Annotated in this window: 15 protein-coding genes, 1 pseudogene and 1 riboswitch; of the genes and pseudogenes, 7 read left to right on the top strand and 9 right to left on the bottom strand. The window is 71.6% G+C overall.

Annotated elements, in window-relative coordinates; all coding sequences use genetic code 11:
• From ASE27_RS19735 to ASE27_RS07545, 4 genes and pseudogenes are all read right to left on the bottom strand, one after another.
• A pseudogene (locus ASE27_RS19735) lies at positions 1-102 on the bottom strand (superoxide dismutase); the annotation flags it as partial.
• Between the two features lie 233 nt (positions 103-335).
• The gene (locus ASE27_RS07555; protein ID WP_056648365.1) at positions 336-977 is read right to left on the bottom strand and encodes a 1-acyl-sn-glycerol-3-phosphate acyltransferase; all 642 of its coding nucleotides are present in this window, start codon (positions 975-977) and stop codon (positions 336-338) included.
• A gap of 162 nt (positions 978-1139) precedes the next feature.
• Positions 1140-2747 carry a PQQ-binding-like beta-propeller repeat protein gene (locus ASE27_RS07550; protein WP_082608673.1) on the bottom strand — a complete coding sequence of 536 codons (1608 nt, stop codon included), beginning with the start codon at positions 2745-2747 and terminating at the stop codon, positions 1140-1142.
• Between the two features lie 43 nt (positions 2748-2790).
• Complete coding sequence (locus ASE27_RS07545) at positions 2791-4014, bottom strand: NYN domain-containing protein (protein ID WP_056648357.1); 1224 nt, start codon at positions 4012-4014, stop codon at positions 2791-2793.
• Between the two features lie 107 nt (positions 4015-4121).
• On the opposite strand from ASE27_RS07545, the gene ASE27_RS07540 reads away from it, so the two are divergent.
• The 3 genes from ASE27_RS07540 (at position 4122) to ASE27_RS07530 (ending at position 12052) form a co-directional block, all read left to right on the top strand.
• On the top strand, positions 4122-4820 hold the full coding sequence (locus tag ASE27_RS07540) for an aspartate/glutamate racemase family protein (RefSeq protein WP_056648354.1): 699 nt from the start codon (positions 4122-4124) through the stop codon (positions 4818-4820).
• Positions 4821-5170: 350 nt separating this feature from the next.
• The gene (locus ASE27_RS07535; protein ID WP_056648350.1) at positions 5171-8518 is read left to right on the top strand and encodes a discoidin domain-containing protein; all 3348 of its coding nucleotides are present in this window, start codon (positions 5171-5173) and stop codon (positions 8516-8518) included.
• 129 nt (positions 8519-8647) lie between these two features.
• Entirely contained in the window at positions 8648-12052 is a 3405-nt protein-coding gene (locus ASE27_RS07530) for a CARDB domain-containing protein (RefSeq protein WP_056648347.1), read from the top strand.
• 102 nt (positions 12053-12154) lie between these two features.
• Here ASE27_RS07530 and ASE27_RS07525 read toward each other — a convergent pair whose 3' ends face one another.
• A complete protein-coding gene (locus tag ASE27_RS07525; protein ID WP_056648344.1) occupies positions 12155-13603 on the bottom strand; it encodes a PQQ-binding-like beta-propeller repeat protein in 1449 nt (482 codons plus the stop codon).
• 210 nt (positions 13604-13813) lie between these two features.
• Positions 13814-13916: riboswitch (SAM riboswitch) on the top strand.
• Between the two features lie 5 nt (positions 13917-13921).
• Here ASE27_RS07525 and ASE27_RS21070 point away from each other — a divergent pair.
• Genes ASE27_RS21070 through metE form a run of 3 tightly spaced genes read left to right on the top strand, consistent with a single transcriptional unit; the run spans position 13922 to position 17504 of the window.
• Positions 13922-14047 carry a hypothetical protein gene (locus tag ASE27_RS21070; protein ID WP_255354355.1) on the top strand — a complete coding sequence of 42 codons (126 nt, stop codon included), beginning with the start codon at positions 13922-13924 and terminating at the stop codon, positions 14045-14047.
• Positions 14044-15093 (top strand): methylenetetrahydrofolate reductase, encoded by a 1050-nt coding sequence (locus ASE27_RS07520; protein WP_056648341.1) that lies wholly within the window; start codon positions 14044-14046, stop codon positions 15091-15093. The genes ASE27_RS21070 and ASE27_RS07520 overlap by 4 nt, the downstream gene beginning before the upstream one ends.
• A gap of 20 nt (positions 15094-15113) precedes the next feature.
• Positions 15114-17504 carry a 5-methyltetrahydropteroyltriglutamate--homocysteine S-methyltransferase gene (metE, locus tag ASE27_RS07515; RefSeq protein WP_056648338.1) on the top strand — a complete coding sequence of 797 codons (2391 nt, stop codon included), beginning with the start codon at positions 15114-15116 and terminating at the stop codon, positions 17502-17504.
• Between the two features lie 222 nt (positions 17505-17726).
• Here the strand turns inward: metE and ASE27_RS07510 are convergent, their stop codons facing one another.
• Together ASE27_RS07510 and ASE27_RS07505 are read right to left on the bottom strand one after the other, a co-directional pair.
• Complete coding sequence (locus ASE27_RS07510; RefSeq protein WP_056648334.1) at positions 17727-17936, bottom strand: hypothetical protein; 210 nt, start codon at positions 17934-17936, stop codon at positions 17727-17729.
• A 108-nt stretch (positions 17937-18044) separates the two neighbouring features.
• Positions 18045-18293, bottom strand: coding sequence for a DUF2630 family protein (locus tag ASE27_RS07505; protein WP_056648330.1), 249 nt, complete (start codon positions 18291-18293; stop codon positions 18045-18047).
• A gap of 232 nt (positions 18294-18525) precedes the next feature.
• Here ASE27_RS07505 and ASE27_RS07500 point away from each other — a divergent pair, with 232 nt between their 5' ends.
• On the top strand, positions 18526-18795 hold the full coding sequence (locus tag ASE27_RS07500; protein ID WP_056648328.1) for a GlsB/YeaQ/YmgE family stress response membrane protein: 270 nt from the start codon (positions 18526-18528) through the stop codon (positions 18793-18795).
• A 116-nt stretch (positions 18796-18911) separates the two neighbouring features.
• Here the strand turns inward: ASE27_RS07500 and ASE27_RS07495 are convergent, their stop codons facing one another.
• The gene (locus ASE27_RS07495) at positions 18912-19184 is read right to left on the bottom strand and encodes a YHS domain-containing protein (RefSeq protein WP_056648326.1); all 273 of its coding nucleotides are present in this window, start codon (positions 19182-19184) and stop codon (positions 18912-18914) included.
• 47 nt (positions 19185-19231) lie between these two features.
• A complete protein-coding gene (locus tag ASE27_RS07490) occupies positions 19232-21502 on the bottom strand; it encodes a cation-translocating P-type ATPase (RefSeq protein WP_056648323.1) in 2271 nt (756 codons plus the stop codon).
• Between the last annotated feature and the right edge of the window lie 20 nt (positions 21503-21522).

Here is a 21522-nt window from a genome sequence, read left to right as displayed (position 1 = left end):
TTGGTGGTGCTTGGAGTGGTGCAGCTCCATGATGCGGCCGGAGATGTGGGGCTCGAGTGCGCCGTAGTCGTACGACAGCTCGGGAAGGGTGTAGACAGCCATGGTGAGTCCTCTCGTTCGGTGTCGGCCACGCTAGGACCTCAACCTGGGTTGAGGTCAAGTCGGACGCCCCGGGTCGCGGCCGCGGCGGATGGACCCGCTCGGCACGATCCCTGGGGCACGTGGCCCTGCCCCGAGCACATCATGACCGGGCGCGACCTGCACGTCCTTCTCAGGAACGGGCGTGTCCCGGTGGCAGACCGCGGTACGTCAGGTGGCGAGACAGGTGGCGAGACTCAGCTCGCGCGCTGCTGGCCGCTCATCGCGTGGATCGACTCCATGACCTGGTCGGTGAGCTCGCGCCGCGCCTGCGCGGGCTTGCCCGAGGTGATCTGGCGCGCGGGCTCGATGGGCTTGCCGAACTCGACCGTCACGCGGTGGATGCGCGGGAGGCGCGCGCCGACGGGCTGGACCTTGTCGGTGCCCTTGATCGCGACGGGGACGATCGGCGCGTGGCCCGCGAGCGCGAGCCAGGCGACACCGGTGTGCCCCTTGTGGAGCTTGCCGTCGCGCGAGCGCGTGCCCTCGGGGTAGATCCCGAAGGCCCCGCCGTTGTTGAGCACCTCGAGCGCGTCCTCGAGCGAGCGCTGCCCGGCACGCGGGTCGTCGCGCTGCACGGGGATGTGGCCGAGGGTCGTGAAGAACCAGCGCGAGACGCGCCCCTTGAGCCCGGTGCCCGTGAAGTACTCGGCCTTGGCGAGGAACGTGACGTGCCGGGGAGCGACGATCGGGATGAGCAGCGAGTCCACGAACGAGAGGTGGTTGCTCGCGAGGATCACGGGCCCGCGCCGGGGGATGTTGTTCAGACCGGTCACGCGTGGCCTCAGGAACGCGTAGGCCAGGAGCGACAGGATCAGCTTCAGCACCCGGTAAGTCATCCGTACATTGTGCACCGACGTGCAGGGGTGCCCGACGACGACCGCCCGCCCGGGCGTGGTGCGCGGTGGTCGCGCGGCGGACCACCGGGGAGAACGTCCCGGAATGCACAGATGTTCACGGCGCCTGGTTCGGCGCGCACCTCGCGACGGCTCAGGGTCTCGTCAACCGAACGCGACGACCGTCCCGTTCCTCGTGCCGAACACGCCGCCACCGACCGCGAAGAGGCTCCACGCGTCGACGGGCACCTGCTCCTCCCACCGTGTGCTCCCGTCGACCACGTCGATCGACACCCAGCGGGACTGCGCGCCGTTGTCCGAGCTGTAGGCGATCGTCAGCCCGCCGCGGCTCGCGAAGGCCGCCGTGACCTGGCCGCTCGCCGTTCCGACCGCGGAGTCCTTCCACACCCACACCTCCTCGCCCGTGGCCGTGTCCACGGCCACCGCGCCCGGGTAGGACGAGATGACGGTCAGATCGCGAGTGACGAGGAGAACCTGGGTGGCGTAGCCCGAGAAGGTCCACAGCTCGTCACCCGCCTCGTCGAGCGCCACGAACCCGGGTCCTCTCCTCGAGAACAGCAAGGGCGGTCCCGTACCGTCCGTCGCGAGGGACTCCATGAGCTCGCCCTCGACGCTCCAGAGCGCCGTCCCGTCGGTGTCCAGGAGCTCGGAGTCGGTCATCCCGGCCCGGACGAGTCGACCGTCACGGATCTGCTGCACGCGGGTCAGCTCCGTGGAGAGGACCGTCCCGTCGGTCGACAGGCTGGCGTTCACGTCGCACCCGAGGAGCATGAGGACTCCGCCCGTCTCGTAGAGCTGCACCACGTCCCAGCCGTCGGCCGACGGGCTGCCCTCCTGGTAGGCCATGCACGAGCTGTCGCCCTCGTCGGACGTGCGCGTGGGCACGGTCTGCGTCCAGCGCACCTCGCCCGTGCGGGCGTCCTCGACGAGCACGACGACGTCACGTCCGTCCCGTACCACCCGCGCCAGGTCACCGGTCGAGAGCACCGCGGCGTTTCCTCGGGCGGGGTCCAGAGCACGCTCGGCCATGGTCCTCCCGTCCAGCCCGAGGACCGTGACCGTGCTCGGGGGGAGCGTGAAGGCCGGGGCGGCCTCCTCTGCCTCGGCCCAGCCCAGGCACGTGACCGACCGCGCGTCGAGGGCGTCGGCCGACGGACCACCAGAGGCGCCGCACTGCACGGACCCCAGGCCGTCGCGCCGCCACGCCTCTGCGCCCGTCGTGCGGTCGTACGCGACGAGCGCGCCCTCGGCGGCGACGACGAAGAGCTCGCCCGCCGCGAGCGGCCAGGCCTCACCGACGTCGACGGTCCACAGCTCGCGCGGTGGTCGCTCGAGCCCGACGACGCCACCGGGCACCGCCCGCAGCAGCGCCTCGGCCTGCCGGGCACGCACCACGTCCACGAGGGTCAGGCCGCCGAGCACCAGGACGAGCGCGGCCGCGACCCCGCCGAGGAGCACGCGTCGGCGCTTCCGGGCCTTCAGGTCGGTCGGCCCGTCCTCATGGGCGGCCCCGTCGGACCCCGACGCGCCCGGCACGGCACCGGCCTCACCTTCCTCGCCCGGCGAACCCGCGGCGACGTCCGCGCCCGGGCGCGCGGCGCCGTCGGGCAGGGGCGTGCCGTGGACTCCTGGCACGCCACCGGGCGCGTCCCAGCCCCCGGGCAGCGGCACGAAGAGGTCGTCACCGTCGTCCAGGTCGTCGACCACCTCGAAGGTGATCGGGCGAGGTTGCTCTCGGCGTCGAAAGGGCACGCCCGGAGCCTAGCTCCCGGGCGTGCCCTCGTGACGGGTCCGCTCAGCGCGACGCGACGGTGACCAGGTAGTCGTCGGCGTCGTCGTCCCAGCGCAGCTCGATCGCGCCCGCGGTCTGCGCGGCCTTGCAGAACTGGAGGAAGCTGCGGTAGCCGAGCGCCTTCTCGCTGAAGTCCGGCCGCTTCTTGCGGAGCTGGTTCTTGAGGCCCGACAGCGGCGCCGAGTCGCCCTGCTCCCCCACGACCGTGCGCAGCAGCGCGAAGTCGTCGCCCGCGTGCCCGCGCTCGGGCAGCGAGACCTCGGGGTCTCCCGTCGCGGGGCCCGCGCTGAGCTGCACCACTCCGCGCTCCTCGAGGTAGCGCAGGAACTCCCCGAAGTTGCGGAAGCCGTAGTCGGCCTCGCTGAACGTGGGGTCCTTGCGCAGCAGGGTGCGCTTGAGCGTCGAGGCCACGACGGCCCCGCTCGACGAGCTCGACAGGTCCGCGAGGGTCTGCGCGACGAGGACCGCGAGGTCCTCGTCCTCGGACGCGGACGACGCGCCGTGCCCGACGGCGGACTCGAGCTCGGCCTCGACGTCCAGCGGGACGGGCGTGGGCTCGGGCAGCGAAGGTACAGGCTCGGTGGCCGTCTCCGTGGCCGATGCGGGCGGCGTCGCGGACCCGCCCGAGGGAGCGGCCGAGGCCTTGCTCGAGGAGCTCGACGAACCCGACGACCTTCCCGAGGACTTGCGCGCCGTGCTGCGGTTCGAGCTGTTCGAGGACCGCTTGCGCTCGACGGGCTCGTCGGGGATCTCGACCCCCTCGAGGCGGTCGTAGAAGAGGAACTCGTCGCACGCGGGCGGCAGCAGCTTGGACGTCGAGTTCTCGACGCCGATCCCGATCACGCGCTTGTTGAGCTCGCGCAGCTTGTGCACGAGGGGCGAGAAGTCGCTGTCCCCTGTGCACATGACGAACGTCGAGATGTACTCGCGCTCGAACGCCATCTCGATCGCGTCGACGACCATCTTGATGTCGGCGGCGTTCTTGCGCGAGGCCCCCATGCGCTGGGGCATCTCGATGAGCTCGACCTGGTGGCGGGTCAGGGAGCGTCGGTCCTCGTCGAAGTAGGACCAGTCGGCATAGGCGCGGCGGACCACGACCCGACCGCGCGCGGCGAGCGCGTCGGCGATCGGCTTGAAGTCGAAGGTCATCCCGCCCAGATGGTCGCGCGCACCCAGCGCGAGGTTGTCGTAGTCGAGGAAGACGGCCAGACGTTCTTCGGTGTCCATGTCCGCCAGGGTATGGCCCGGGCGGGGCGAACGCCCATCCGCCGGGGCGGCCGGGTGGCGGAGCGCGGGGCCTCGTCCGGCCGCGAGCGCCGCGCTAGCATCGGTCGGTGCGCAAGATCGGGCTGCTGGGTGGCATGAGCTGGGAGAGCTCTGCCCTCTACTACGCCGTCATCAACGAGGGCGTGAAGGATCGCCTCGGCGGGCTGCACTCGGCGCGCTGCGTGCTGGGGTCGGTCGACTTCGCCGAGGTCGAGAAGATGCAGTCGACGGGCGACTGGGAGGCCGCGGGCACGCTGCTCGCCACCGAGGCCGTGGCGCTGGAGCGCGCAGGTGCCGAGCTCCTCGTCCTGTGCACCAACACCATGCACAAGGTCGCCGACGCGATCGAGCGCGCGGTCGGCATCCCGCTGCTCCACCTCGCCGACGTGACGGCTCAGGCCGTGCTCGCTGCGGGGCTCAGGACGGTCGCCCTCCTCGGGACGCGCTTCACCATGGAGGAGGCCTTCTACCGCGACCGGCTCGCGGGCCACGGCCTCCAGGTCCTGGTCCCCGGCGCCGACGACCGGTCGACGGTCGACCGCGTGATCTACGAGGAGCTCGTGCTCGGCGAGGTGCGCGACGCGTCGCGCGACGCCTTCCGTCGCATCATCGACGAGCTCGCCTCGCGCGGGGCCGAGGGTGTGATCCTCGGGTGCACCGAGATCGAGCTGCTCGTCGGGCCCGCGGACAGCGCGCTCCCGACCTTCCCGACCACGCGCCTGCACGCCGAGGCCGCGGTCCGCGAGGCCCTCGCCCCCCTCGCCTGAGCGCACCGACTTCCCCCCTTCTCGGCCAGTGCGGGCGCGGCCGCGCGGCCGCCCGCCCTGGCGCGCGGGGACATGTTGGGACACGAACCCCCTCTGCGCCAGTTTTCCGACACTTGTTGACGTTTCACCCACCCCTCAGTAGCGTTCTTGCTGAGTTGATGCAAGAACTGAACAGTTGTCTGCTCGAAGTGGAGCAGATAACTGCAACTCTCGAAGGATCAGCCAGTCGAGCAGCCCGGGATCCCCGGGCCACGCCTGCGCCTTCAGGGCCTCAGCGATGGAGCGAGGCCGGTCTGGCACGGGGCTCGCCCTACCACCGTCACCGTTGACGGGAGATCGAGGACCTACCGATGAGAAGTCCACGCACGTCACTCCGGCTGCTCGCAGCAGCCACCAGCGCCACCCTGCTCCTACCGCTCGCCCTGGCGACGTCGGCCGCCGCGGCTCCCGTCGTCCTCTCGGCGGGCAAGCCCGCCGCGGCGAGCAGCAACAGCTCGCCCTACCTGGCGGGCAACCTCACCGACGGCAACCAGGGCACCTACTGGGAGTCCGCGAACGGCGCGTTCCCCCAGTGGGCGCAGGTCGACCTCGGGTCGGCGGCCACCGTCGAGGACCTGGTGCTCAAGCTCCCAGCCGGCTGGGGAGCACGGACCCAGACCATCACGCTCCAGTCCAGCACCGACGGCTCGTCGTACAGCACCCTCAAGGCGAGCGCCGCGTACACGTTCGACCCCGCCTCGGGGAACACCGTGACGGTCGACGTGCCCGACACGTCCGCGCGGTACGTCCGTGCGAGCGTCTCGGCCAACACCGGCTGGCCGGCCGGGCAGCTCTCGGAGCTCGAGGTCCGCGGGACGGCCGGGACCGGCGGGGGCACCGGCCCCGGCGGCCCGGGCACCCCGCCGACCGGCACCGACCTCGCCCAGGGCAAGCCCGTCGAGGGCTCCTCGACCGAGTGGACCTTCGTGGCGTCGAACGCCACCGACGGGAACCCGGCGACCTACTGGGAGGGGGCGGGCGGGCAGTACCCGAGCACCCTCACCGTGGGGCTGGGGTCCGACGTCGCACTCAGCGACGTCGTCGTGAAGGTGCCGCCGGCGGCCGCCTGGTCGGCCCGCACCCAGACCTTCGAGATCCAGGGCCGGGCCCAGACCGGCGGGGCGTGGACCACGCTCAAGGCCTCGGCCGCCTACCGGTTCGATCCCTCGACCGGCAACTCGGTGTCCGTCCCCGTGAGCGGCACCGCAGCCGACGTCCGGCTGCGCTTCACGGGCAACACCGGTTCGGGCAACGGCCAGGTCGCCGAGCTGCAGGTCTACGGCACCCCGGCGTCCAACCCCGACCTCACCGTCACAGGGGTCACGGCGACCCCGGTGTCCCCGCTCGAGTCGGACGCCATCACCCTGACGGCGACAGTCAAGAACATCGGGACCACGGCGTCGGCCGCGACCGACGTGGCCTTCACGCTCGACGGGCAGACCGTGGCGACCAAGCCCGTCGGGGCGCTCGCCGCCGGCGCGCAGTCCGTCGTCACCGCGAGCGTCGGCAGCCGGACGGCGGGCTCCTACGCGATCGGGGCCACCGTCGACGCGGCGAAGACCGTGGTCGAGCAGGACGAGTCCAACAACGCCTACACGCACCCGACCCGGCTGGTCGTCACGGCCGTGCCGAGCTCCGACCTGATCCCCACCCTGACCTGGAACCCCAGCAACCCCGCGGCCGGCAGCACCGTCACGTTCACGGCGACCCTCGCCAACCAGGGCAACATCGCCTCGGCCGCCGGCAGCCACGGCGTGACCGTCACGCTCAGGGACACGGCGACGGGCGCCACGGTCAAGACGCTCACGGGGAGCGTCTCCGGGTCCGTCGCGGTCGGCGCGACCAGCGCGGGCGTGAACCTGGGCACCTGGGTCGCGGGCGACGGCAGCTACGACGCGACCGTGGTCGTCGCGGCGGACGCCCACGAGGTCGCGGCCAAGCAGGCCAACAACACCGCGACGCGGTCGCTCTTCGTCGGGCGTGGCGCGAACATGCCCTACGACACCTACGAGGCGGAGGACGGCGTCGTGGGCGGGGGCGCACAGGTCGTCGGGCCCAACCGGACCGTCGGTGACATCGCCGGCGAGGCGTCGGGCCGCAGGGCGGTCACCCTGAACACCACGGGCGCCTACGTCGAGTGGACCACCAAGGCTCCGACCAACACGCTCGTGACCCGGTTCTCGATCCCCGACTCGACGGGCGGCGGCGGGACCGACGCGACGCTCGACGTCTACGTCGACGGGCAGCTCCTCAAGACCCTCGACCTCACGTCGCGGTACGCGTGGCTCTACGGCAACGAGACCAACCCCGGCAACCAGCCCGGGGCCGGCGGCCCCCGTCACATCTACGACGAGACCAGCGTCCTGCTCGGGACCACCGTCCCGGCCGGCGCGAAGATCAGGCTCCAGAAGTCCGCGAGCAACACCTCCCGCTACGCGATCGACTTCGTCGACCTCGAGCTCGCGACGGCGCAGCCCAACCCGAACCCCGTCGCGTACGTCCAGCCCGCGGGCTTCACGCACCAGGCGGTCCAGAACGCCCTCGACAAGGTCCGCATGGACACGACCGGCGCCCTCAAGGGCGTCTACCTCCCGGCCGGCGACTACCAGACCGCGAGCAAGTTCCAGGTCTACGGCAAGGCCGTCGACGTCGTGGGCGCGGGCCCCTGGTTCACGCGCTTCTTCGCCCCGGCGTCCCAGGAGAACACCGACATCGGCTTCCGGGCCGAGGGCACGGCCAACGGCTCGGCGTTCCGCGACTTCGCCTACTTCGGGAACTACACGTCACGCATCGACGGGCCGGGCAAGGTCTTCGACTTCGCGAACGTCAAGGACATGACGATCGACAACATCTGGGTCGAGCACATGATCTGCATGTTCTGGGCGTCCAACATGGACGACTCGGAGATCAAGAACTCCCGCATCCGCAACACGTTCGCGGACGCGCTCAACATGACCAACGGCAGCGCGAACAACCACGTGCACAACAGCTCGGCCCGAGGCACCGGGGACGACTCGTTCGCGCTCTTCGCGGCGACCGACTCGGGAGGCAGCGGACAGCAGGGCAACGTGTTCGAGAACCTCACGTCGACGCTCACCTGGCGTGCGGCCGGCCTCGCGGTCTACGGGGGGCAGGACAACACGTTCCGCAACTTCTACATCGCGGACACCCTCGTCTACTCGGGCGTGACGATCAGCTCGCTCGACTTCGGCTACCCGATGGAAGGGTTCGGCCCCCTGCCGACGACGTTCGACGGCATCACCGTGGTGCGGTCGGGCGGGCACTTCTGGGGCTCCCAGACGTTCCCGGCGGTCTGGCTGTTCTCGGCGTCGAAGAAGTTCAGCGCGATCCGGGTCAACGACCTCGACATCGTCGACCCGACCTACGCCGGGATCATGTTCCAGACGAACTACGTGGGGTCCACCCCGCAGAACCCGTTCCAGGACACGGTCCTCTCGAACGTCTCGATCACCGGTGCCCGCAAGAGCGGCGACCAGTTCGACGCCAAGTCCGGCTTCGGCATCTGGGTCAACGAGGCGGCCGAGGCCGGCCAGGGTCCGGCGGTCGGCTCGGTCACGTTCAACAACCTGCAGATGAGCAACAACGTCCAGGACATCAAGAACACGACGTCGACGTTCACGATCGTCCGCAACCCGTAGCGGCCGATCCCCGACGGCGGGCGGCCGGCCACTCTCCGGCCGCCCGTCGTCGGGCCCCCGGGGTGGTCGTCCCCGACCACCCCGCACCCGGAAGACCGACCCGCCCTGGGCGGGAGATCAAGGACGATCATGAGAACACCGTTGAAGCACCTGGTCGTGGTGAGCACCGCGATCGCGCTCGTCGTACCGCTCGGCGCGGCGGCCGTGGCACAGGCCGCGCCCCCCGCACCGACCAACCTGGCCGTCGGCAAGCCCGTCGCGGCCTCGTCGGTCACGCAGAGCTATGCGGCCTCGAACGCGAACGACGACAGCACCAGCACCTACTGGGAGGGCGCGGGCGGGCAGTACCCCTCGCACCTGACCGTGAGCCTCGGCAAGGACGCCGACCTCGACCGCGTCGTGGTCAAGCTGCCGCCGCCTTCCGCCTGGTCCTCACGGACCCAGACCTTCTCGCTGCTCGGCCGCGCCGAGGGCGCGACGACCTTCACGACCCTCAAGGCCTCGGCGGCCTACGCGTTCGACCCGGCGACGGGCAACAGCGTCGCGATCCCGGTCTCGGCCGAGGTCGCGGACGTCCGCCTCGCCTTCACGGGCAACACGGGGGCGGCGAACGCGCAGGTCGCCGAGCTCCAGGTCTGGGGCACGTCCGACGGGTCGGGCGAGCCGACGCCCGAGCCCACGGAGACCCCCACGGACCCGACCGGGACCAACCATGCCAAGAGCCGGCCGGCCGTCGCCTCCTCGACCGAGTGGCAGTTCGCGGCGGGCAACGCCGTCGACGGGCAGCCGAGCACCTACTGGGAGGGCGCGGGCGGGCAGTACCCGTCGACGCTCGACGTGCAGCTCGCCTCCCCGACCGAGGTCAGCACCGTGACCGTCAGGCTGAACCCTGACGCGGCCTGGGGTCCGCGCACGCAGACCTTCTCGGTGTGGGGCCGGTCCGGGACCGGGGCCTGGCAGCAGCTCAAGGCCTCTGCGGCCTACGCGTTCGCGCCCTCGACCGGGAACACCCGCAGCATCACGGTGGCAGGGAGCGTCACCGACGTGCGGCTCCAGTTCACGGCCAACACCGGCGCGGGCAACGGCCAGGTCGCCGAGCTCGAGGTCTACGGCACCCCGGCCGCCAACCCGAACCTGACCGTCACGGCGGTCGGCGCGACACCGGCCGCGCCCGACGCGACGACCCCCGTCGCGCTCACGGCGACGGTCAGGAACACGGGCGACCGCGCATCGGCGGCGACCACGCTGGACGTCACGGCCAACGGCCAGAAGGTCGGCTCGGCCGCGGTCGGTGCGCTCCAGCCCGGCGCGTCGACCCAGGTCACGGTCGCGATCGGCGCCCGTCCCGCGGGCCAGTACACGATCGGTGCGGTCGTGGACCCGACGAACACCGTGGTCGAGAAGGACGAGACCGACAACGCCTTCACGTCCCCGACGAAGCTCGTCGTGGGCGAGGCGCCTGGGCCGGACCTCGAGATCGTCTCGGTCTCGTCCACCCCGGCCAACCCCGCCGTCGGTGCGGCCGTGACGTTCTCGGTGCAGGTGCGCAACCGCGGCGACCAGCCCGTCCCGGCCGGTTCGGTGACGCGCGTCGTCGCCGGCTCGACCACGCTCAGCGGCACGACGCCGGCCATCGCCGCGGGCGCGACCGTCACGGTCTCCCCGAGCGGCTCGTGGACCGCGACCAACGGCGGGGCCACCGTGACGGCCACTGCCGACGCGACCGGCGTCGTCGCCGAGACGAACGAGAACAACAACACGGGCACGCTCACCGTGACCGTGGGCCGCGGCGCGGCCGTCCCGTACACGACGTACGAGGCCGAGAAGGGTCAGTACACCGGCACGCTGCTCCAGGCCGACGCGCTGCGCACGTTCGGGCACACGAACTTCGCCTCGGAGTCGTCGGGCCGTGAGTCCGTGCGCCTCACCAGCACCGGCCAGTACGTCCAGCTCACCTCGACCAGCGCGACGAACTCGATCGTCGTGCGCAGCTCGATCCCCGACGCCCCCGGCGGCGGGGGCCAGGAGAAGACCATCAGCCTCTACGCGGACGGCCAGTTCGTGCAGAAGCTGACCCTGTCCTCGAAGCACTCCTGGCTCTACGGCACCTCCGACGGGCCCGAGTCGCTGAGCAACACGCCCAGCGGTGACGCGCGTCGTCTCTTCGACGAGTCCCACGCGCTGCTCGGCCGGTCCTTCCCGGCGGGCACGGTGTTCACGCTCCAGCGCGACGCCGGGGACGACGCGGCGTTCTACGTCATCGACCTCGTCGAGCTCGAGCAGGTCGCTCCCCCGACCGCCAAGCCCGCACAGTGCACGTCGATCACCGAGTACGGCGCCGTGCCGAACGACGGGCTCGAGGACACGGCCGCCATCCAGGCCGCGGTCACCGCGAACCAGAACGGCGAGATCGAGTGCGTGTGGATCCCGGCGGGGCAGTGGCGCCAGGAGAAGAAGATCCTCACCGACGACCCGCTGAACCGCGGCATGCACAACCAGGTGGGTATCAGCGACGTGACGATCCGCGGTGCCGGCATGTGGCACTCGCAGCTCTACACGCTCCTCGAGCCGCACCTCGCCCCGGGCGTCATCAACCACCCGCACGAGGGCAACTTCGGGTTCGACATCGACGACAACGTCCAGATCTCCGACATCGCGATCTTCGGGTCCGGCCGGATCCGCGGCAACAACGCCCAGGAGGAGGGTGGCGTCGGCCTCAACGGCCGGTTCGGCAAGAACACGAAGATCAGCAACGTGTGGATCGAGCACGCGAACGTCGGAGTGTGGGTCGGTCGCGACTACGACAACATCCCCGAGCTGTGGGGGCCGGCCGACGGGCTGCAGCTCACCGGCATGCGCATCCGCAACACCTACGCGGACGGCATCAACTTCAGCAACGGGACGCGCAACTCGCTCGTCGTCAACTCGACGTTCCGCACCACGGGCGACGACGCGCTCGCCGTCTGGGCCAACCCCTACGTCAAGGACCGCACCGTCGACGTCGCCCACAGCAACGCGTTCCGCAACAACACGGTCCAGCTGCCGTGGCGCGCCAACGGCATCGCGATCTACGGCGGCTACGACAACTCGATCGAGAACAACCTGATCTCCGACACCGCGAACTACCCCGGCATCATGCTGGCGACCGACCACTCCCCGCTGCCGTTCTCCGGGACGACGCTCATCGCCAACAACGGGCTCTACCGCACGGGCGGGGCGTTCTGGAACGAGGACCAGGAGTTCGGTGCGATCACGCTGTTCCCGCAGACGCACGACATCACGGGCGTGATCATCCGCGACACCGACGTCTACGACTCGACCTACGACGGGATCCAGTTCAAGAACGGTGGCGGGAGCATGCCCGACGTCCGGATCTCGAACGTCCGCATCGACGGGTCGCAGAACGGGTCCGGGATCCTCGCGATGAGCGGGGCGCGCGGCAACGCGATCCTGTCGGGCGTCACCATCACCAACTCCGGTGAGGGGGACATCGACAAGGAGCCCGGCTCGCAGTTCGTCATCTCGGGGAGCTGACCGAGGAGCTCGACCGTCGTGCGGTGCCAGGGGGTCCTGGCGCCGCACGACGGCGTCGCGCAGCTCGTCGGGTCGACCGCGGGGCCCGGCGGCCCGGCACTCTCATCCCAGCCCGGTGATCGCCGACCGGTCGAACCGCAACCGCCCGTCCGCGGCCAGGAACGCCTCAGGATCCCCGCCGTGCTCCTGGGTCCACCGGACATCGCCCGTCGCTTGGTCGAGCGCCACCACGGTGTATCCCCCCGACGCGGACGGCACCACCAGGATCGCCGTGGCTCCGTCAGCGCCGGTGCCACCGACGCGCTGCGGGAGAGCGTCCGAGAGCGGGCCGACGACGCGACGCCACCGCTCGTCGCCCGTCACGGCGTCGAGCGCGACGGTCTCCCGGTCGATGCTCTGCACGATCACGACGTCCGCGGTCCGGACGAGAACCTGCCGCGCCGCGACCTGTGCGGTCCAGGCCGTCGCGCCGCCGGGGTGCAGCGCGAGCAACGCGTCGCCCTGGTCCAGCAGGATCAGGTCCTGGGTCGTCCCGTGGTGCGCGCCGCCCTCGAGCAGCAGTCCCTCGCTCGTCCACCGCACCATGCCGTCTGCCGCCAGGGCGTCGGCCGGGCCCGCCACAGCGGTACCCGACGACCGGAGGAACGTCCCGTCACCCAGCGCGGCAACCGTCGTCAGAGCCAGGGGCTCGTCGACGACCAGGCCGTCGGCGGTCAGGAACGACCAGACCCCGCAGCCGAACACCGTGACCACCCCTGACCGGACCTCGGTCCGCAGGACGCCCCCCGCCGATCCCTCGCACGTCCACTCCAGGCCGGACTCCCGCACGGTCAGCCGCTGCTCCCACGCGACCTCGCCCGTCCGCACGTCGGTGGCGCGCACCACGGCCCCTGCCACGTCCCTGCTCGCCTGGAGCAACACGCCACCGACCCCGACGGTCGGGGTCCCCGCCGCCAGGTCGAGCACGCCGTCGGCCACCACCGAGCCGTCGAGGCTCACGAGCCGGGCGGTCACCTCGTCGGCAGCGGTCTCGAGGCACACGACGAACCTCGCCGTCCCGTCCCCGACAGCGGATTCGGTCGAGCCGGCCGTGGACTCCGTGCTCGCGCTGCAGTCCTGCCCCGCGAGCTCGTCGAGCCGCCAGCTCTCGGTGCCCGTCCCGACGTCGAACCCCGCGAGACCGGAGCGGCCCGGCACCACCAGCAGGTCGTCGACGACGAAGGGCGTCCCGCCGTCGGTCGTGACGCTCCACAGGTCGCGTGGCGCGTGGCTCAGGTCGAGCACGCCGCCGTCGGTCCGCTCGATCGCCTCGTGCGTGTCGTCCTGCGTCGACGCTCTGTCCACGAGCACCACGGCGAGCGCGACCCCGACCGCGGCGACGCCGAGCACGAGGCCCGCGCGCCGACGTCGGGTCTGCGGGGAGCGCCCACGGCGCGCCGGTCCCCCCTGCCCTCCAGCCGGGTCCGGCCCGCCCGGCGCGTCGAGGTCGTTCCCCTCCGCAGAGTCGTCGAGCACGAACGTGACGGTCTGCTGGCTGCGGCGGCGGGGCACGCTCGGAGCCTAGTCGTCACGGACGGGCGCCCCGACCTCCCCCGGGACGACCGACGGGCGTACGTTGGGAGAGCGCCCGCGGGACCGACGGAGCACCGCGCGGGAGTGCGCGAGAACCGCGAAACGGGTCGAATCCGCACCGCCAGACCCTTCTGTCTCACTCTTCGAGCAGATACTGGCTCAGATCATGGATTCCCCCTACGATCGTCAACACCATCCAGAGCGGTCGAGAGTCCTGGCTCGTTGACACCGCAGCAACCCCCCAACGGAAGCCTCCCGCGGGTACGGGTGCTACAGCCAGGTTCGATGGAGCGATTCATGACCGAGGCATCTTTCCGCGCAACCCCGCACCGCGGGGTCCTGTGCACCGTCCACCGCGCCCCGCGCACGGCCACCGTGGTCACCGCCGGCGCGCCCCTCGCCCTCCCGGCGGTCGCCCGATGAGCATCGTCGACCTGGGGCACTTCGGGCACGAGGCACCGCGACCCACGGTGTCGTTCGAGCTCATGCCCCCGCGCCGCCCCGACGCCGCGCCCAAGTTCTGGGAGACCGCGCGCCGGCTCGTCGCGACCTCGCCCGACTTCGTGTCGGTCACCTACGGCGCGGCCGGCACGGACCGCGAGACCTCGCGCCGCGTCATCAGCCAGCTCCTGCACGGCACGCCCGTGCTGCCGATCGCCCACCTGACCTGCGTGGGTGCCTCGCGCGAGGACGTCGAGGACGTCATCACGGACTTCCTCGACGCGGGAGTGCGCAGCTTCCTCGCCCTGCGCGGAGACCCGCCGCGCGACCAGCCCGACTGGCGCCCCGCCGAGGACGGCGTGCGGTCGAGCACCGAGCTCGTAGCCCTGCTGCGCGAGGTCGAGGCAGCGCGCTGCGCCGCGAGCCCGAGCGTCGCGCTGCGCGGCGCGGCCCGCCCCCTGACCATCGCGGTCGCGACGTTCCCCGACGGCAACCTCGCCGCGGGCACGAGCCGCACCCAGGAGGTGCGCCGCCTCTGGCAGAAGCAGCAGGCCGGAGCGGACTTCGCGATCACGCAGCTCTTCTACGAGGCGTCGTCCTACATCGACTTCGTCGCCGAGGCGCGCGCCGCCGGCGTGACCATCCCGATCCTCGCGGGCCTCCTGCCCATGACGGACCCGGCCCGCCTCGCACGCGTCGAGGAGCTCACGGGGGTCCCCGCGCCGCGTCGCGTCGTCGAGGCCCTCGAGGCGGAACCGGACCCGGCCGCGCGCCACGCGCTGGGCATCCGGCACTCGGTCGAGCTCGCTCGCCAGGTTCTCGCGGCCGGCGCGCCCGGCCTCCACATCTACACCTTCAACAAGCACCAAGCCGCTCTAGACCTGCTCGAGGGAGTCGACCTCGGCGGTGGGGCAGCGGGGGACGCCAGCGGCGTCTCGTCCCGCACCCCCGACCTGGCCAGCGGGCCGTGGGTCTCCGGCACTCCCCTTCCCTCCTCCGAGCCTGCCCTGGGCAGCGCATCGGTCTGACCAGTTCAGAGGTAATCACCATGAGTGCACCCACGTTCCCCTCCGGTTCCGTCCTCGGCTACCCCCGCATCGGCCCGCGCCGCGAGCTCAAGAAGGCCGTCGAGTCCTTCTGGGCCGGCAGGACCACGGCCGACGAGCTCGAGGCCACGGCCTCGGCGCTGCGCGTCGCGGCCGCCCAGCGTCTCGTCGACCTGGGCCTCGACGCCTCGTCGGGCGCCGTGCCCGGCTCGTTCTCCTACTACGACCAGGTGCTCGACGTCGTCGCTCTCCTCGGGGCGGTCCCGTCGCGCTTCGCGTCGCTCACCGACGAGAAGGGCGCGCTGGACCTCGCGGGCTACTTCACGGTCGCGCGCGGCGCGGGCGAGGACGCACCGCTCGAGATGACCAAGTGGTTCGACACGAACTACCACTACCTGGTCCCCGAGATCAGCGAGTCCACGCCGTTCCGCTTCGCGGACGACCGCATCGTGCGCCAGTTCGTCGAGGCCAAGGACGCGGGCGTCGTGACCCGGCCCGTCGTCGTCGGGCCCGTCACGTTCCTCGCGCTGTCCAAGGCCGCCGACGACAGTGCGCCCGGCTTCAGCCCGCTCTCGCGCCTCGCGGACATCCTGCCCGTGTACGTCGAGCTGCTGCGCGCCCTGGCCGCAGCCGGTGCACCGTGGGTGCAGCTCGACGAGCCGATCCTCGTCACCGACCCCGCGAACGCCGCCGAGCTCTCCGAAGCGGTCGAGTCGGCGTACCGCACGCTCGCTTCCGAGCTCGCGGTCGGTCCCGAGCGCCCCGCGATCCTCGTCGCCGCTCCCTACGGGCGGCTCGAGACCTCGCCCGGTCCCGACGGCCGCTACCTCGACTTCCTCGCGGTCCTGGCCGGGACGGACGTCGAGGCGATCGCGCTCGACGGCGTCGCCGCAGACCTTCCTGACGGCCTGCCTCTGGGGCTCGAGACGAAGACTCTCGTCCTGGGACTGATCGACGGGCACAACATCTGGCGCGCCGACCTCGCTGCGAAGCTCGACCTGCTCGAGACGTATCCGCCCGGAGCGGACCTCGGCGCAGTCGCGGTCAGTACGTCGACCTCTCTGCTGCACGTCCCGCACGACGTCGAGGACGAGACGTTCGCCGAGCCGGGCGCAGCCGCCGGCACGACCCTCGACCCGCGCCTGCGTGACTGGCTCGCGTTCGCCGACCAGAAGGTCGGCGAGATCGCGATCCTCGCCCGGGCACTGACCGAGGGGCGTGACGCGGTCGCCGAGCAGATCGAGGCGTCCCGCGCCGCGGTGGCCTCGCGCGCGGTGGCGAGCGGCGTCGTCGTGCCTGCGGTGCGCGAGCGCGCCGCAGCCCTGACCGAGGGCGACTTCTCGCGCGGCGACTACGCCGAGCGCGCGGCTGCCCAGCAGGCCAAGCTGAACCTCCCGCTGCTGCCGACCACGACCATCGGGTCGTTCCCGCAGACCCCGGAGATCCGCCGGGCGCGCGCGCTCAACGTCAAGGGCGAGCTGTCCGACGTCGACTACACGACCGCGATGCAGGACGAGATCCGCCGCGTGGTCGAGCTCCAGGAGCAGATCGGCCTGGACGTCCTGGTGCACGGCGAGCCCGAGCGCAACGACATGGTCCAGTACTTCGCGGAGAACCTCGACGGGTTCGCCGTCACCGCGAACGGCTGGGTCCAGTCCTACGGCTCGCGCTGCGTGCGCCCGCCGATCCTGTGGGGCGACGTCACGCGTCCCGCCCCCATCACGGTCGACTGGTCGACGTTCACGGCCTCGCTCACCGAGAAGCCGGTCAAGGGCATGCTGACCGGTCCGGTCACGATCCTCGCGTGGTCGTTCGTGCGCGACGACCAGCCGCTCGGCGACACGGCCAACCAGGTGGGCCTGGCGCTGCGCGACGAGATCGCGGACCTCGAGGCGGCCGGCATCGGCATCATCCAGGTCGACGAGCCCGCGCTGCGCGAGCTCCTCCCGCTGCGCAAGGACGACCAGGCCGCGTACCTCGACTGGTCGGTGAGCTCGTTCCGCCTCGCGACCGCGGGCGTCGAGGCCGAGACGCAGATCCACACGCACCTGTGCTACTCGGAGTTCGGCGAGGTCATCGGGGCGATCGACGGGCTCGACGCCGACGTGACGTCGGTCGAGGCCGCGCGCTCGCGCATGGAGATCGTGCCCGAGCTGGCCGAGGCCGGCTACGCCCGCGGGATCGGCCCGGGTGTCTACGACATCCACTCGCCGCGCGTCCCCTCGACCGAGGAGGTCACCGACCTCCTCGAGCTCGCGGTGAAGTCGATCGACTCGCGCCTCGTGTGGGTCAACCCCGACTGCGGTCTGAAGACGCGTCGCTACGAGGAGACCGTGGCCTCCCTCGAGAACCTCGTCTCGGCGACGAACGCGGTGCGCGCCCAGCTCGGCTGACGCTCGGAACACCCGGGGAGGTCTTCGCGGGCTCGAGCCTGCCCGAGGAGAGCGTGGCCACGAAGGTAGGCACTGCCTGAGATCGGCACCGCCTCACATGGACACCGCCCCACAGCGACACCGCCCGCGGCCCCGGCCGCGCGGCGGACGGAAGCCGCCGGGACGGACGAGGGGCCCAGCACCGTGCGGTGCTGGGCCCCTCGTCGTGCGTGCCGTCCGGCGTCAGCGGTCCCGGCCGGCCATCGGGATGAAGCAGCCGAGCGTGACCAGCGCGAGGCCCGCGGAGAAGATCCAGGCGTGGCCCGACTCGACCGTGAAGGCCCACCCGAAGGCGACCATCCCGCCCACGAACAGGATGAACGCCACGAGGAAGCGGGCGACGGCCCCGGCTCGCTCGGTGGCCTCGTTGCGCTGCGTCGTCTGGCTGCTCATGCTCTTCGCTCCGTACTGGTCGTGTCGTTCGGTGGGGTCTCGCGGGGTTCCCCCGCGCGAGCGGGGGGCGTCTGCCCGACGACGTCACGCACGCGAGGCGTCCGGCCGTCAGTCCAGGTAGTGCTCCACCGTACCGGCATCCCGGATCGACGCGGCATCCGGGTCACTCCCGAACTCCCTCGCGGCGTCGCGCTGTCTCAGCAGGTCCCAGCACTGGTCGAGCTCGGTCTCGATCGCGCGGAGCCGCACGTGCTCCTCCGACGCGGTGATCTCCCCACCGGCGAGCTCGTCGCGCAGGCGCCGCTCCTCCGCCACCAGGTCGCCGATGTACTGCCGGATCCCTCGGTCCTCGGTCATTCCCCCACGGTACGACCGGGGCGCGGCGCGCGCCCGACGGGTCGCCCACCGGTGTGCAGTCCGCGCGCACGGGGACGCGCGGTGCCACCGCCGACTGCTCGTCGCAACCCGAATCACCCGGAACGTGACGTGTCCGACGATCTGCGCCATTCGACGTGCGAGCCGCGCGGAACGCTGTCAAGGTAGGTGCTTACCGGCCAATAAGGCACATTCGGGACAAAAGGAGAATGACATGGGCTTCATCGCATTCATCGTTCTGGGACTGCTCGCCGGACTCATCGCTCGCGCCATCCTCCCGGGCAAGCAGACCGGGTCGATCCTCATGACGATCCTCCTCGGCATCGTCGGTGCGCTGCTCGGCGGCTGGCTCGGGAGCGTCCTGTTCTCGGCGCCCCTCGAGGAGTTCTTCTCGATCCAGACGTGGCTGCTCGCGATCGTCGGCTCGGTCATCGTGCTGGGCATCTACGGCGCGGTGCGCGGGCGCAACGGTCGTACCGCCTGACCGACCCGCTCCCCCAGGCCGTCACCGCGCGCTCGTCGCGCCCCGTCCGGCCGCGGTGGCAGAGCGAAGGGCCCGCTTCCTCGTCCTGAGGAGGCGGGCCCTTCGTGCGTCCGCCGCTACGCCACGCCCGCGGCGTACCGGGCGGGGTCCGCGTCGAACGCAGGCCCGCACCCGGCGCAGCAGAAGTAGTACCGCTCGCCCTCGTGGTCGCGATACAGGCCCGCCGCTTCGGCAGCCTTCTTGCTGACCGCGCTCCCGACCATGACCGGGCAGGTCGTCATGTCGTCGCTCGCCGCTCCGGGAACGGTCTCGGAGCCTGTGCCCGCCACGTCCGGGTCGGCCGTGCCGGTGCTGCAACAGCTCGTGGGCGCCGGGGGTTCGTTCGTCATCGTGGGTGATTCCCTTCGTGGTTCCAGTGGGTGTGAGGGTCGGGGCGTCACGGTCTGGCGACGCTCCGGAACCCGCGCAGGCGCAGGCTGTTGCCGACGACGAAGACGCTCGACAACGCCATCGCCGCCCCTGCGAGCATGGGGTTGAGCATGCCGAGCGCCGCGACGGGGATGGCCGCGACGTTGTAGGCGAAGGCCCAGAAGAGGTTGGTCTTGATCGTCCCGAGCGTCTTGCGGGACAGGCGGATCGCGTCGACCGCGCTCCGCAGGTCGCCGCGCACGAGCGTGATGTCGGACGCCTCGATCGCGACGTCGGCACCCGTGCCCATGGCGAGCCCGAGGTCGGCCTGGGCGAGGGCGGGGGCGTCGTTGACGCCGTCACCGATCATCGCGACGGTCTTCCCCTCGCGCTGGAGGCGGGTCACCACGTCGACCTTGTCCTTCGGGAGGACCTCGGCGATGACCTCGTCGATACCTACCTCCGCGGCGATCCGCCGGGCGACGGCCTCGTTGTCGCCGGTGAGCAGCACGGGGGTCAGCCCGATGCCCTTGAGCTGCGCGATCGCCTCGGCGCTCGTCGGCCGGACCGTGTCGGCCACGACGAGGATGCCTCGCGCCCGACCGTCCCACCCCACCGCGACGACCGTCTTGCCCTCGCCCTCGGCGCGGGCCTTGGTGGCGGCCAGACCGTGGCTCAGCTCCTGCGACCACTCGGCGAGCAGCGACTCGCGGCCCACCAGGACGGCATGGCCGTCGACGACGCCCTGCACGCCCTTGCCCTCGACGTTCGCGAAGTCCTCGGGTGTCGGCAGGGCACCGACCTCCTGCGTGGCGCCCTTGGCGACCGCCTGAGCGATCGGGTGCTCGGACGCGTCCTCGAGCGCGCCGGCGAGCCGGAGCAGCTCGGCACGATCGACCCCGGGCTCGACGAGCACGTCGACGAGCGTCATCCTGCCGGTCGTGACCGTGCCCGTCTTGTCCAGTACGACGGTGTCGATCGTGCGGGTGGACTCGAGCACCTCCGGGCCCTTGATGAGGATGCCCATCTGCGCGCCGCGGCCGGTGCCGACCAGGAGAGCGGTCGGTGTGGCGAGCCCCAGGGCGCAGGGGCACGCGATCACGAGGACCGCGACCGCCGCGGTGAACGCCGCGGTCACGGGGAACCCGGCGCCCAGCCAGCCCCCCAGCGTGAGGGCCGCGACCACGATCACGACCGGGACGAACACGCCGGAGATCCTGTCGGCCAGACGCTGCACCTCGGCCTTGCCGGTCTGGGCGTCCTCGACGAGCCGGGCCATCTGCGCGAGCTGCGTGTCCGACCCGATCCGGGTCGCACGGACCACGAGCCGACCGCCCGCGTTCGTCGTGGCGCCGGTGACGGTGTCTCCCGCGGAGACCTCGACCGGTACCGACTCCCCGGTGAGCATGGACTCGTCCACGGCGGACGTGCCGGTCACCACGACGCCGTCCGTGGCGATCTTCTCGCCCGGGCGGACGACGAACTCGTCGCCGACCTGCAGGTCCTCGACGGGGATCTTGGTCTCGACCTCTCCGCGCAGGACCGAGACCTCCTTCGCGCCGAGCTCGAGCAGTGCGCGCAGAGCCGCGCCGGCCTGCTTCTTGGAGCGCTTCTCGAAGTACCGGCCGGCGAGGATGAACATCGTGACCCCGGCCCCCACCTCGAGGTAGATGTTCGCCGCACCGTCGGACGGTGCCAGCGAGAGCTCGAACGGGTGCGTCATGCCCGGGGTGCCCGCGGTGCCGAAGAACAGCGCGTACAGCGACCACAGGAACGCCGCGGAGGTGCCCATCGAGATCAGGGTGTCCATCGTCGCGGCGCCGTGCTTGAGGTTCACCCACGCCGCCTTGTGGAACGGCCAGGCCGCCCACACGATCACGGGCGAGGCGAGCGCGAGCGACGCCCACTGCCAGTACGTGAACTGCCAGGCCGGGACCATGGCCATCGCGATGACCGGCACGGTCAGCACGACCGCTCCGATCAGACGGTGGCGCAGCGAGGTCAGCTCGGGGTCGTCCTCCTCACCTCCTCCTGCGGGTCCTCCGTCCTTGCGCCCGCCTCGGGGCGCGGGCAGGGCGGCGGTGTACCCGGTCTTCTCGACCTCGGCGATCAGCACCGCCGGGTCGTACCCGTCCGGGACCGTGACCCTGGCCTTCTCGGTCGCGTAGTTCACGGTCGCGACCACCCCGTCGAGCGTGTTCAGCTTCTTCTCGATCCGCATCGCGCAGGACGCGCAGGTCATCCCACCGATCTCCAGCTCGACCCCTGTGGTCACGCCCGCGGGCGCTGTTGTGCTCATGTGCAGCTCCTTCTCTCGAC

Origin of the sequence: Oerskovia sp. Root918, assembly GCF_001428945.1 — a bacterium.
GTDB lineage: Bacteria > Actinomycetota > Actinomycetes > Actinomycetales > Cellulomonadaceae > Oerskovia > Oerskovia enterophila.
The sequence above is the reverse complement of the archived record's forward strand: the minus strand, read 5'-3'. Positions and strand labels throughout refer to the sequence as shown.